General features: G+C 37.8%; 12 protein-coding genes and 1 pseudogene. 6 read left to right on the plus strand and 7 right to left on the minus strand.

All coding sequences use genetic code 11. From position 1 onward, the window contains the following. The first annotated feature begins 12 nt into the window (after positions 1-12). From arsC to MKY15_RS17865, 3 genes and pseudogenes are all read left to right on the plus strand, one after another. A complete protein-coding gene (arsC, locus tag MKY15_RS17855) occupies positions 13-432 on the plus strand; it encodes an arsenate reductase (thioredoxin) (protein ID WP_067208883.1) in 420 nt (139 codons plus the stop codon). A 793-nt stretch (positions 433-1225) separates the two neighbouring features. Next, the gene (locus MKY15_RS17860) at positions 1226-2467 is read left to right on the plus strand and encodes an MFS transporter (RefSeq protein ID WP_342538143.1); all 1242 of its coding nucleotides are present in this window, start codon (positions 1226-1228) and stop codon (positions 2465-2467) included. A 58-nt stretch (positions 2468-2525) separates the two neighbouring features. Then, positions 2526-3175 (plus strand): annotated as a pseudogene (locus MKY15_RS17865) (ATP-binding cassette domain-containing protein); the annotation flags it as partial. Positions 3176-3762: 587 nt separating this feature from the next. Here MKY15_RS17865 and MKY15_RS17870 read toward each other — a convergent pair. Beyond that, positions 3763-4314, minus strand: coding sequence for an XRE family transcriptional regulator (locus MKY15_RS17870; protein ID WP_067208887.1), 552 nt, complete (start codon positions 4312-4314; stop codon positions 3763-3765). A gap of 115 nt (positions 4315-4429) precedes the next feature. Here MKY15_RS17870 and MKY15_RS17875 point away from each other — a divergent pair, with 115 nt between their 5' ends. After that, positions 4430-5011, plus strand: a complete 582-nt coding sequence (locus MKY15_RS17875; RefSeq protein ID WP_067208889.1) for a LysE family transporter — start codon at positions 4430-4432, stop codon at positions 5009-5011. A gap of 242 nt (positions 5012-5253) precedes the next feature. Here the strand turns inward: MKY15_RS17875 and guaC are convergent, their stop codons facing one another. From guaC to MKY15_RS17895, 4 genes are all read right to left on the minus strand, one after another. Next, complete coding sequence (guaC, locus tag MKY15_RS17880; RefSeq protein WP_187047692.1) at positions 5254-6237, minus strand: GMP reductase; 984 nt, start codon at positions 6235-6237, stop codon at positions 5254-5256. Between the two features lie 356 nt (positions 6238-6593). Then, the gene (gene glnA, locus MKY15_RS17885) at positions 6594-7928 is read right to left on the minus strand and encodes a type I glutamate--ammonia ligase (protein WP_067208894.1); all 1335 of its coding nucleotides are present in this window, start codon (positions 7926-7928) and stop codon (positions 6594-6596) included. Between the two features lie 196 nt (positions 7929-8124). Continuing rightward, positions 8125-8286: a hypothetical protein gene (locus MKY15_RS17890; protein WP_340742052.1), complete on the minus strand. Its 162-nt coding sequence runs from the start codon at positions 8284-8286 to the stop codon at positions 8125-8127. Between the two features lie 80 nt (positions 8287-8366). Further along, a complete protein-coding gene (locus tag MKY15_RS17895; RefSeq protein ID WP_067208896.1) occupies positions 8367-8663 on the minus strand; it encodes a DUF3817 domain-containing protein in 297 nt (98 codons plus the stop codon). Positions 8664-9249: 586 nt separating this feature from the next. Here MKY15_RS17895 and MKY15_RS17900 point away from each other — a divergent pair. Next, entirely contained in the window at positions 9250-9453 is a 204-nt protein-coding gene (locus MKY15_RS17900; RefSeq protein WP_067208898.1) for a hypothetical protein, read from the plus strand. 487 nt (positions 9454-9940) lie between these two features. After that, positions 9941-10966 (plus strand): nitric oxide synthase oxygenase, encoded by a 1026-nt coding sequence (locus MKY15_RS17905; RefSeq protein WP_067213935.1) that lies wholly within the window; start codon positions 9941-9943, stop codon positions 10964-10966. Between the two features lie 238 nt (positions 10967-11204). Here the strand turns inward: MKY15_RS17905 and MKY15_RS17910 are convergent, their stop codons facing one another. After that, the gene (locus MKY15_RS17910; RefSeq protein WP_067208901.1) at positions 11205-11882 is read right to left on the minus strand and encodes an ABC transporter ATP-binding protein; all 678 of its coding nucleotides are present in this window, start codon (positions 11880-11882) and stop codon (positions 11205-11207) included. Between the two features lies 1 nt (position 11883). Beyond that, positions 11884-12918 (minus strand): ABC transporter permease, encoded by a 1035-nt coding sequence (locus tag MKY15_RS17915; RefSeq protein ID WP_342538145.1) that lies wholly within the window; start codon positions 12916-12918, stop codon positions 11884-11886. Positions 12919-12966: the final 48 nt, after the last annotated feature.

Below are 12966 nucleotides of genomic sequence, written 5' to 3' on the forward strand. Positions count from 1 at the left end.
GTGGCTTTAATTATGTCGAAAAAAACACTCTATTTCTTATGTACAGGTAACTCATGCCGTAGCCAAATGGCTGAAGGTTGGGGCAAAAAGTATCTTGGTGAAGAATGGCAGGTTCTCAGTGCTGGAATTGAAGCACATGGAGTTAATCCAAATGCTGTCAAAGCCATGAATGAGGCTGGCGTCGACATTTCGAATCAAACTTCGGATAGTATTGATCCACAAATCTTAAATGATGCAGATTTTATCGTCACGCTTTGTGGGGATGCTGCTGACAAGTGTCCGATGACACCACCCCATGTAAAGCGTGATCATTGGGGATTTGATGATCCTGCAAAGGCAGAAGGAACGAATGAAGAGAAGTGGGCTTTTTTCCAACGTGTTCGTAATGAAATTGGTGATCGTATTAGGTACTTTGCTGAAACTGGGAAATAAATAATTAATAAAGGTCGGGAGAAACCATCTCTCGACCTTTATTCCGAAATGCATATAAATATATTATTATCTTTTTATGAAGGGGTCGATCCCAAGATGAATATCTAACGTACGACTTTGAATCAGCACAAAAAGTGGAACTGGATTTACCAAAAACAGGAGTATGCAATGTGAATCTGACACCAATAAGCAAGAACAGTCTTGATGCTGTTAAGTCAGCTAATGATTCTGCAATAAAATAGGCGTTAGGTGATGAGATGAATAAAGAGGATCATGATTTTTATGCAAAAGGAAAAGTATTGTAAACCATTAGTCTTAAAAATAGAGTTGGATTAGTATTGAAGGGAAATCGAAAGCCTCAAGAACGCAACTGGGAGGGGATGGAAGAACGTGATATGCATTGACATACCATTAGGAACAAGTTAGTATAATTTTAAGCTTTGAAAGGAGCGATAGAGGTGGGATTTTTACAACTATACTGATCGATATGTACATATTTTGTTAACCACTCTTTTGAGGGGTTATTTGTTGTGCGTACTAGGTTAGATAGGAAGTAGAAGCTTTATCGCTCTACAGATATCTTTACCATTTTTTAAGTACGCAGTAAAATGCGTACTTTTTTTATAGACTCAGGGAGACAGGTGCTATAGTCGTTTCTAAGCAGTCGCATTGTGATTTTATGATTTGGAGGGATTTCACTATGATGATGTTACTTTTCTATTGATACGGGCTTAGTAAGTCAAGCTCGTATCGGTGAAGAATCGATACGCAAATTCAGGAGGTATCGATTATAATGGAAAATAGAAATTGGAAACGAAAATTTATTGCGTTATATACAGGACAGTTTTTCTCATTGCTGAGTAGTGCCGCTGTTCAATTTAGTATTATTTGGTGGTTGACAGATACAACGGGTTCTCCACTTGTATTAGCACTGGCTGGGATAGCCGGCTTTTTACCGCAAGCCTTGCTCGGTCCATTTGCAGGGACGATTGTTGATCGTCATTCCCGTAAAGTGATGATGATTTTAGCAGATCTGATTGTTGCACTGGGTAGTTTATTCTTGTTTTTATGGATGTATTATAGCGAGCCAGATATCACGTTAGTCATACTTGTGTTAATTGTTCGATCCCTTGCGACTGCTTTTCATATGCCGGCAATGCAAGCTTCTGTACCATTGCTTGCACCAAAAGAGCATCTTACAATGGTTGCAGGCTGGGGGCAGATGGTGAGTTCAATGACCAATATTGCAGGACCCGCAGTAGGGGTGTCGTTACTGGCAGTTAGCTCCCTTGAATGGGTGTTATTGTTCGATGTTTTTGGCGCTATTATCGCTTGTAGCGTGCTATTGTTCATCCGAATTCCGAGCGTAACAAGAACAGAAGAAATGGCCACTGATAACTTGATAGCTGAAATGAAAGAAGGCTATCATGCGATTGTGAAACATCGCCTTGTCCTAAAGCTAACCATCGTGATGATCGTTGTAGCTGTTCTATTCATTCCCGTTGGAACTTATTTCCCGCTTATGGTACGGAATCATTTTGAAAAAGGCGTAGTAGAAGCAGGTATCGTTGAGATCGTATTTGCAATTGGTTTGATTGTAGGCGCTTCGTTTTTAGGTGTACTGGGAGATCGGTTCGATAAGGTTAAAACAATGGCAGCAGGCATGATCTTGATGGGCATTTCCTTATTTATTTCCGGTCTGCTTTTGCCGTCGATGTTCTATGTGTTCGTAGTGATGAGTTTTTTAGTCGGTTTAGCTGGTCCATTATTTTCAGCGCCATTCTATGCTTTTATCCAAGCGGAAATTGAACCTCAATTGCTTGGACGGGTATTCAGTTTTGTGACAAGTCTATCGTTATTGGCAGCACCAATTGGATTAGGTTTAGCTGGATTTTTTACGGAACTCACGAATGTAGCCGTCTTCTTTAGCGCGGCAGGTCTCCTTATTGTTCTAAATGCGGCAGTGACTATAAAAGTGAAGAAGGAGGAAGCGACATGCAATTTTTATTATTCTTTTAATACGAGCTTGAAATAGAAGCTCGTATCGATTCTAGCTATCGGTACGAAATTATAATATTTCGGAGGTAGTGAATTTGGAACAAATCTGTTTGGAAATAAAAAATGTTGAAATGACTTATTTAGATAAAGAAATATTGAAAATTGAACGGTTAGCTGTCCATCAATTTGACCGGATTGGTATTGTTGGGAAAAATGGTGCTGGGAAAAGTACATTATTGAAATTGTTAGCTAATAATATTAAACCGACACGTGGAACAGTGAAACTTCATGTGGAGGGCGGTTACTTTGAGCAACTGGAAGCCCCACTGTTGTAGAAGCGGACGGGGCCTTACTTGGAAGATTGGCAGTTCCGCAATATTCTGAAGAGCTAAGTGGTGGTGAGCAAACAAGGTTGAAGTTGGCACAGTTGTTTACGCATTATTACGAAGCACTATTGATTGATGAGCCGACTACGCATTTAGATCAAGAAGGTATATCTTTTTTACTCGATGAACTGCGCAATTACTACGGGGCACTAGTATTAATTAGCCATGACCGCGCTGTTTTAGACTCGCTCGTTACCACAGTATGGGAAGTGAATGACGGAGTAGTACATGTCTATTCAGGAAATTACAGTGATTACCAGACGCAAAAACAGCTCGAACGTGAACAACAAAGTCAATCGCACGAACAATTCGTAAAAGAGAAGAACCGTCTTGAAAAAGCAGTGCAAGAAAAAATGAAAATAAACAATTGAATCAAGTGTAATTTCTAGTGAAAAATAAGCCGTTGAGAATATCTCAACGGCTTATTTTTCAGGGGCCTGATGGAGAATATTCTGTTCGAGAACTGTTCACATCAGTCAAACTGATATATTGTACAGTAGGAAACCCTTTTTTTATATTAAATTTCTCTAAATTTGCTAAGAACCTGGTTTTTACAAAATTAGTAAGGATATAGATTGCTTACGCTTAGATAGTAGCTAAACAAATCCGCAAATGATTTGCAGAAGAGGGGGTTAATTTTAGATTGAAGTAACTTTTGCAAGCTATGGATTTGATTGAGCGGGATAGGTTTTGCTTGACTGTCAAGGCTATGGTTCGATTTTCCAAGAAATTATCATTGTAATATATAAATACGATTAGTGTAGAGTGCTTCTCAATTCTTGTGGATAAAACAGTTACATGTGCATGAAAAGATAGAGCAAATCCCACAGTGAGTGGAATAGAAATGCATTAGGAAATTAAACGTAGCAGGCAAGATTAATAATTGCATTGGTACAAAGAGGCTGTCCCATCAGCCGATAATTTACAACTCATGGACAGCCCCTTTTTAATTTGGGTAGTACAATACCATACTTAAACGAGTCAATGTTTCTCCTGAATTATGATAGCTATGGGGTCTGTCGGCTTTAAATCGGATGGAATCACCGCTTTCAATGGTATACTCCTCGTAATTTACACGTACCGTTAGCTCCCCCTCAAAAATTGTTAATAGCTCTTCGGTCCCCTCCATATGTGAATCTGCACTTAGGAATCCACCTTTGTCTATCTCAACTGCATACACTTCAAAGCGTTTGTCTTCATCAAATGGAAAATGGGGGTATACTCGATATTTTCCATTATCTTCGGACAAGATCTGAATATCACTTTTCGATACTATTATTGTGTCGGGCTGAGGGTGATTGATGAGTGAAGTAAAAGAAACTTTCAAACCATTGGCTATTTTCCAGATAGTTGTAATGGTTGGAGCTGATTCGCCACGTTCAATTTGACCGATCATTGTTTTACTTACACCAGTCAATTCAGCCACTTTTTCAAGACTTAATTTTTTACTCTCCCTTATTGCTTTTAAATTCTTGGCAATGATAAGATGAATTTCCATTTTTAAAACACTCCTATTTCTCTGTACAATATAACGTCTGAACTGTACAATAAAAAGAAAACGTTATAGTGCCTGTTATGGACAGTATAACATATTCATTAGGGGGAGGTCGAATATGCCAGTACTAACATTCTTGTTGTATGTTTTTGTCATGAGTTTTACGCCAGGTCCGAATAATATTATGGCGATGTTATTTGCGAATCAGTATGGATTTAAGAAGACACTTCGATTTTGCCTAGGCGTAGGCGCAGGTTTTTTTGTCATCATGATATTATCGAGTTACTTTAATCTAATCCTACATAACTTCATTCCGAAAATTGAGTTGCCTATGATGCTTCTAGGTGCGGCCTATATGCTGTATCTGGCAATCAAAATAATTACTAGTTCGACTAGTACTAATGGTGATGAGGGCGGTAAATATAACAGTTTTTTGGCAGGGATGCTGTTACAGTTTGTCAATCCGAAAGGTGTTTTATATGGTATTACGGTAATTGCAACGTTCATTCTTCCATATTATAGTTCAACAATTGACTTACTACTATTTTCGTTGTTTCTAGGTTTCGTCGGTATAATGAGCACTTGTTGTTGGAGCCTTTTTGGTTCGATATTTCAGAAATTCCTCTCGGATTATAGAAAGCAATTTAATATTGTGATGGCATTGTTATTGATGTATAGTGCAGTTTCGATTTTTTTGTAATAAGTAATATTAAGTGCGAGGGTTACAAATGAGGCTGTTGTTAAAAGATGCGCGAAGTGGATTGAATACTCTGAAGTACGCAAAACGCATTTAGAACTTGTTTTATCATGGAAGTTAAAATGAAAATACTGAGCTGTCAGTAATAATCTTGATGTTGTTTTCATTCAATTAAGATCTCCCTAAATAGAAAATCCAATCAAGATATAAAATATCTTGATTGGATTTTTAATAGCTATAAATTTTCAGTACACTTTATCTCCATTAAAAATGGAGTTTTTTACAATGACATAATCCACTGTTCGGATGGCTTCAAGTTTGCTACCGCCAGCATAGGAGATGGACGATTGTAAATCTTGTTGCATTTCGTCTAAAGTGTCCATTAGTGGACCTTTATATTCGACGTACATTTTTTTACCTTCAACGTTTTTCTTTTCGCCCTTTTGGAATTCAGAGGCTGATCCAAAGTATTCTTTGAAACGTTGTCCATCTTTTTCAATTGTTTGACCGGGAGATTCTTCGTGTCCAGCAAATAGAGAACCGATCATGACCATTGAAGCACCGAAACGTACCGATTTAGCAATGTCACCGTGTGTACGTATGCCGCCGTCTGCGATGATAGGTTTAGTAGCTGCTTTCGCACACCAACGTAGTGCAGCTAACTGCCAACCGCCTGTACCGAAGCCTGTTTTTATTTTTGTAATACATACTTTACCAGGTCCAATACCAACTTTCGTAGCATCTGCCCCGGCATTTTCAAGTTCGCGTACGGCTTCTGGTGTGCCAACGTTACCAGCGATGACAAAGCTTTCAGGCAGATGCTTTTTAATATGTTGAATCATATTAATGACTGCATTGGAATGTCCATGAGCAATGTCGATTGTGATGAATTCAGGTGTAAGTTCGTCAGCAGCTAGTTGTACAATAAAAGTGTAGTCCTCATCTTTAACACCAACGCTAATAGAAGCGATTAAACTACGTGATTGCATGTCTTTAACAAAGTTTGCTCGTTTTTCTGGGTTAAAACGATGCATAATATAGAAGTAACCACTTTCAGCTAATTGGATAGCGATACTTTCATCAATAATTGTTTGCATATTTGCTGGTACAACTGGAATTTTAAATGTATGTCCGCCAAGTAGTATAGAAGTGTCACACTCAGAACGACTATTTACCACACACTTTGCAGGAATCAGCTGGATATCTTCGTAATCAAATACGTTTTCCATAGATAGCACCTCGAAATCCGAATAATATCATTCGTTTAGTTTGGAACGTTCGCACTTTAATAATTTACAACAATTTAGGTAGTATGTCAAAATATTTAATAGTGATTGGCAAAACGTATAAAATCTGATTCCATTTCCTTTTGAGTTTAATAACTACTTTTTGTTATACAAATAATTAAAAAATAAGCAAAAAGAGCTTTCGTGGACTCTTTTTGCTTATTTCTATGTGTCGATAGCATCTACTGTACAAACACGCAAAGAGAGGCATTGAATGGTGAGTATCCCATATTACCGAATCGGGGGTATCGAAGTTTCAATGGTTTAAAAGTCTGTTATCTTCTTACGAGACCTTTTTATCAATAGATCTTCATATAACGTTCAACTTCCCAAGGGTGTACGGTAATTCGGTAACTTTCCCATTCTAATTTTTTCTCTGCCATAAAGTTTGTGAAAATGTGATTGCCAAGAGCTTCTTGGATAATTTCATCCTTACCTAGCGCGATGAGTGCATGGTCAAGGTCAGTAGGTAGTGTCCCGATACCTAATTCTTGAAGTTCGAAAGGTTTCATTTCGTAAATATTGCGGTCGACTGGCATTGGCGGTTCGAGTTCACGTTTAATGCCATTTAAACCTGCTTTTAATATAGCCGCCATTGCAAGATATGGGTTTGCAGCCGAGTCGACGGAACGGACTTCGATGCGAGTGCTTATTCCCCGAGATGCTGGAATTCGGATAAGAGGGCTGCGGTTTTGGGCAGACCAGGCGATGTAACAGGGCGCTTCGTAGCCGGGAACAAGTCGCTTATAAGAGTTAACTGTTGGATTTGTAATTGCTGTAAATCCAGGAACATGTTCGAGAACGCCAGCCATGAACTGATATGCTGTTGTACTTAATTGTAATTCACCATTTTCGTCAACAAAGGCATTTTCACCGTCTTTGAATAGGGAAACATTACAATGCATACCTGATCCGCTGACACCGAAAAGGGGTTTTGGCATGAACGTTGCGTGCAAGCCATGTTTACGAGCAATTGTTTTGACGACGAGTTTGAATGTTTGAATGTTGTCACAAGCGGTAAGAACATCCGCATATTTAAAGTCGATTTCGTGTTGTCCTGGAGCGCACTCATGGTGCGATGCTTCAACCTCGAAGCCCATTTCCTCTAACTCCAAGACGATATCTCGTCGACAGTTTTCTCCAAGGTCCATTGGTGCAAGATCGAAATAGCCGCCGTTGTCATTCAATTCCATTGTCGGTTGCATATTTTCATCGAGCTTGAATAAGAAGAATTCTGGTTCTGGTCCCAGATTGAAATCAGTAAATCCGAGCTCCTTCATTTCTGTCAATACACGTTTTAAATTCCCACGAGGATCACCTGTAAACGGAGAACCATTGGCAAGAGAAATATCACAGATAAGACGTGCTACCCTTCCTTTTCCTGAGGGCCAAGGGAACACCATCCATGTGTTAAGATCTGGTATGAGGTACATATCGGATTCCTCGATACGCACAAATCCTTCAATTGAAGAGCCGTCGAACATCATTTTATTGTTAAGCGCCTTATCGAGCTGGCTGATGGGAATTTCCACGTTTTTGATCATACCTAAAATATCTGTGAATTGAAGTCGAACGAAATTCACATTTTCTTCTCCTACAAATTTGCGAATGTCTTCTTTTGTATAATTCCTCATCATACCACTCTCCTTAAGTATCATTAATTACGGATTACTCCATAACATTTTTCTATAATAAAGCAAAAAGTTACCATTAACAAGAATTTTATTTAAATCTAATTAATTTGTATAAAGCTGGCTTTCAATAATCTAATCATAATACTGAAAATAAACCATTTGTTGGAAAAATAAGAAAGGGGATTGCTTATTATTCTTAATCTTCATTTTTAGGGTGAACCGGAAATAATTCAACAGTAATTGAGATAAAAGAGTAAATAGGCTTGCGTAAGCAAATTAAAAAAAGCGAAGCCTCTTTTATTGAAATGGGCTTCGCTTTTTTTTTGACAGAATCTATTATACTATAATATGTTGGCATAAAGAATCCTCTCAACAACGCTCGGGGATGCCTTTGCTGGAGATTATATAGAATCATTAGTTCAACATATAAATATATTTTTAGTTCGTTTTCAAGTTTTTGAGTCGTCTGTCCAAAATGAAATTGCCAAAGGGGATAAATGCTGAAAGAAGGGCACCAATCGTAAACCTAAACGGCCATTTCACCTTAATCATCGTATATACAATTGCTGCGATATAAGCTAGAAATATATAGCCATGAAGTGTTCCGACGATTGTTACTGCACTCTTCATACCGAACCAATACTTTAATGGCATTGCGATAAACAATAGGATCAGTAGTGAAATGCCTTCCAATATACCAATCAAACGAAAACGTCCTAAAGCATTTTTTAACATGATTCCACTTCCTCTACTTACTACATTTCATCAATTACTTTACAATATGAAAATTATCATGTACAGGAATGTGACTTGCTGTGAAGGAAAGGGGCAGGGAGAGTTGAAACTCAGGATTATTGACCTTCAGCCTGTAGCACCTATACTTCAAAGTAGAAATACAGTTAAAATCGTCGATACATTATTTAATTCTCTGGCTTTATTTTAATACCAACGATTGTTGTTTGAGAGAGCTTGCCAATTGTTCGGTGATTTTTTTCATCTTTCATTAATTTGTGGAGGTTACTTTTGAACACTTTTCAAGAACTTGCAAAAACAGTTATTATTAGAAAGGAAAATCGTTGCATTCCTATATAAAAAGGACTCTTGTCATCATATAGGTCATGATTTAGGTTTTATTGTTCAAATTGAACGCATTATGGTCTAGGGACTAATCGTATGCTATTTCCGTATGTGAATTGACTGATAAAATAGAAAAACTATAGGTTTTTTAATTAATTTTAGAAAATCCCCAGTAGTCATCGAATTTCGGTTATACTAGAGAGAAGTAAAATCAATCATTATTCAATAGTAAGGAGGATTTTAAATGACTGAAAACAATGAAACAAATGAACACGAAGCGCCAAAGAAAAAGATAAGCTTAAAAGAAGTGATACAACAACAGTTAGAAGCGAAGAAGAACCAAACTGCTGATAACAACGCAAAAGGCAATCCAGCACAATCTGCTAAAAAAATGCAAAGCCAACAAGCAAAAAAAGTTAGCAGTGCCCGTAGAAAAATGGGGTCATAATGTAACAGCGCAAACCGATTACCTATTGGTTTGCGTTTTTTTTGGAGAAATAAAACGTCTGTTGATTAACCATTTTATTGAATTACGTGCAGGTAATAAAGGATTGAAAAACTCCATATTCACTGGATCATTTCCGGTCCGCTTTCGAAGAATTATTCAAGGCATCTCGATAATGGTATAGAAGTGGTTCAATTCAAAGCGAACCAAAAGCAACTATACACGGAGTCCTTGATATTTGAGTAAGTCTTTTTGGTGAATTTTGGTTAATCAACACATGTGTAAGTCCAGGGGAGATCTAGTACTTTATGTGTTCCATTAATTAAAATACAAAGTTCGAAAAGTTGGCTATATTGAAGAAGAAACAAGCTCATTTTGAATGGTATACTGGCAATATTGGAGATGATGAACTTTGAGTTTACAGACTGAAAAACATAGATTACATCTAGAAGCCGAGCAATTCATACATAGATGTTATGCAGAACTTGGGATGACAACAGAGCAACAGATGAAGCGAATAGAGGAAGTGCGAAGTGAAATAAATGAAACTGGAACGTATAGCCATACTTCGCAAGAACTTCAACATGGAGCTAGAATGGCTTGGCGTAATAATAATCGTTGTATTGGACGTTTATTTTGGGACAGGCTTCAAGTGTTTGACGAGAGGGCATTAGAAACCGCTGAAGATGTGTACAGCGCATTATTGAACCATATTGAATATGCGACAAATGACGGAAAAATTCGTTCATCGATTACGATTTTCCCACCACGACATGGCGGAATTGATCCGATACGAATATGGAACCATCAGCTTATACGCTACGCAGGATATGAAGAGGCTGAACAGATTATTGGAGATTCCACATCAGTTGAATTTACGAGGATGTGCGAAATGTTAGGTTGGAAAGGGGAGAGGACTCCTTATGATGTTCTTCCTCTTGTCTTTCAATTGGAAGGAGAATCGCCCCGAATCATTGAAATACCAAAAAAACTAGTAAAAGAAGTGACGATTACCCATCCACAACTAGAGTGTTTTGAAGAACTGGGTATAAAATGGTATGCGGTGCCAATTATCTCGGATATGCGGTTGGAGATTGGTGGGATTAACTATCCGACCGCTCCATTTAATGGATGGTATATGGGAACCGAAATCGGTGCGAGAAATTTGGCGGATGAAGATCGTTATAATCTACTCCCAAAAGTTGCAGAGTTGATGGGACTGGATACAAGATCAAACCGTTCACTATGGAAGGATAAAGCGCTAGTAGAACTAAATATTGCGGTGTTGAATTCTTATCAAAAAGCGGGTGTTACGTTAGTCGACCATCATACTGCCGCCAAGCAATTTAAAAGTTTTGAAAAAAATGAGTGTACAGTAGGGCGAGGTATCACAGGAAATTGGACTTGGCTGATTCCACCGCTTTCGCCTGCAACGACTCATGTCTTTCACAAACCTTATAGCAATGACGTCGTTAAACCTAATTACTTTCATCAGAAAAATCCGGGTGAAAGCTAATAGGATTTTATACTTCCGCAAAAAATAAGAGTATCCATTTGCACACTTGTTTGAAAAACATAAATATATGAGATAAGAATAAAAACAGCCATGTAAGAGAATGGCTGTTTCGGGCAATCTTTATTCAGGATATAGTAAGGAAAAAAATTAACTATACTTTCATGGAAATCTATCTCGCAAAAAATATTTGAGCGGTTTTATCACTTTTAATTTCCCGGTTATACAAGGGTGCATTTTTCTAAGATAACACCAATCCATCTTTCATTGTAATGATATGATCCGCAAAAGAAAGCATTTCTTCATCATGAGTTACCATCAACGTTGTAATGTTCAATGTTTTCGTCAACTCACGGATCAATGTCATGACGTCTTTCGATCTTTTAGAATCTAGGCTTGCTGTCGGCTCATCTGCAAACAACATCTTCGGTTTGTGGATAATCGCACGGGCAATTGCCACACGCTGTTTTTCACCCCCTGATAATGAAGCAGGGTAGGCATCTTTTCGATGATTCATATCCACCAATTTGAGGATTTTTTCGACTTCCACTTTTTGTTCACGTTTTTTAAGCTTGGTTTCAGAAACGTCAAGCATCAGCAATAATTGTTCTTCTACGGTTAGAAAAGGGACTAGGTGTGAGGATTGAAAGACAAATCCGAACTCGCTCGCTCTAATTTTTCTGATCTGATCCTGATTCATGTCAGTCATGTTTTGACCTTCAAATAGCACTTTTCCGTCCGTTGCACTTTGAAGTCCCGCTGCTATTGTAAGAATCGTACTTTTACCAGAACCTGAAGCGCCTACTAACGCTGTTATTTCACCTTCTCGAAGTGAAATATTAATCCCTTTTAATACTTGTTCGTCCACTTCACCATTCGTAAATGTTTTTGTAACTTCATCAATTGTGAAAATCGTCATATTAAACCTCTCCTTGTTGGATAGCTTGCAATGGTTCTACTTTTTTAATTTGCAGACCGGACAGCGTCGCCCCTATAAAGCCAATGATAAGGAATACAACCGATAATTGAACAGTTGTTTCAAGTGTTAAACTAAATGGCATTCCTTGAGGTGCAATTAACGAGAAGCCTTGGCTTAAAGCAACTGACAGTCCAAGTGCAATCACGGTGATGAAAATCATCTGGTACCACATCATACCGAACAATCTGCTTGTTTTAACGCCAAGTGCTTTTAAGATGCCATATAATCCAATCTTTTGAACGTTCATCATGTAGAAGAATATTGCGAACAACATTCCGCTAATGGCAACCAAAAACCAAATGATCATATTAAGTGACATCTGTTCTGCACTGTAACTTGGAATTGTATTGAGGAATTCTTTATTTGAAAATGATTGTAAACCCGTCACCACTGGTGCATGTTCTGTACCTGGTACAAAAATCAATTGCATTTCATTGACACGGTAAATTTCTTTATAGTTTTCCATGTTGATAAAAGCAACAGGCGCATGGCTGTATTTCTTTTGTTCAACAAAGCCCATTACTTTAAATTCACCACTGAACTGATTATTGGTTAATATATCGCCAACCTTAATCCCTTCATCTTCTAATGAACGATCTAGGATGACTTCTCCTTTACCGACAGATTCAAACGATTTTGAATCTGTTGAAGTAACGAAAGCTATACTATACTGCTTGTCGTCCATATCGTTGACAAAACCCATCTGAATGGAGAGTGCAGCTGCATCTTTTTGTTCATTTAAAACAGTGGTTTGTACGCTTTCATCTATTCTTGAAAGGTTGTATGTTTCGTTTGCATCAGCGTTCATGTAAAATTGACCATCTGGTAAATCTTTAATTAACGCTGCGTTATCTTGGGATAAACCGTTCGATAACCCCGAGATGATAAATGTTAAAAAGCTGACGAGAAAAATGATTGATCCTAAAATAATAAATTTTGTTTTATTCTTCTTAATTTCTTTCCATGCAATATTCATCTTTGCGCCCCCCGTATTTCTTAATAACTTAACTATAATCTGACTAGG

The organism is Sporosarcina sp. FSL K6-1540, assembly GCF_038620285.1.
GTDB lineage: Bacteria > Bacillota > Bacilli > Bacillales_A > Planococcaceae > Sporosarcina > Sporosarcina psychrophila.

Coding starts and splice junctions, on each gene's coding strand:
- glnA (WP_067208894.1), bottom strand. CDS start 7,928: ATGAGGAATTATACAAAAGAAGACATTCGCAAATTTGTAGGAGAAGAA.
- MKY15_RS17900 (WP_067208898.1), top strand. CDS start 9,250: ATGACTGAAAACAATGAAACAAATGAACACGAAGCGCCAAAGAAAAAG.
- MKY15_RS17895 (WP_067208896.1), bottom strand. CDS start 8,663: ATGTTAAAAAATGCTTTAGGACGTTTTCGTTTGATTGGTATATTGGAA.
- MKY15_RS17870 (WP_067208887.1), bottom strand. CDS start 4,314: ATGGAAATTCATCTTATCATTGCCAAGAATTTAAAAGCAATAAGGGAG.
- MKY15_RS17875 (WP_067208889.1), top strand. CDS start 4,430: ATGCCAGTACTAACATTCTTGTTGTATGTTTTTGTCATGAGTTTTACG.
- guaC (WP_187047692.1), bottom strand. CDS start 6,237: ATGGAAAACGTATTTGATTACGAAGATATCCAGCTGATTCCTGCAAAG.
- MKY15_RS17905 (WP_067213935.1), top strand. CDS start 9,941: ATGACAACAGAGCAACAGATGAAGCGAATAGAGGAAGTGCGAAGTGAA.
- MKY15_RS17910 (WP_067208901.1), bottom strand. CDS start 11,882: ATGACGATTTTCACAATTGATGAAGTTACAAAAACATTTACGAATGGT.
- MKY15_RS17915 (WP_342538145.1), bottom strand. CDS start 12,918: ATGAATATTGCATGGAAAGAAATTAAGAAGAATAAAACAAAATTTATT.
- MKY15_RS17860 (WP_342538143.1), top strand. CDS start 1,226: ATGGAAAATAGAAATTGGAAACGAAAATTTATTGCGTTATATACAGGA.
- MKY15_RS17890 (WP_340742052.1), bottom strand. CDS start 8,286: ATGCCAACATATTATAGTATAATAGATTCTGTCAAAAAAAAAGCGAAG.
- arsC (WP_067208883.1), top strand. CDS start 13: ATGTCGAAAAAAACACTCTATTTCTTATGTACAGGTAACTCATGCCGT.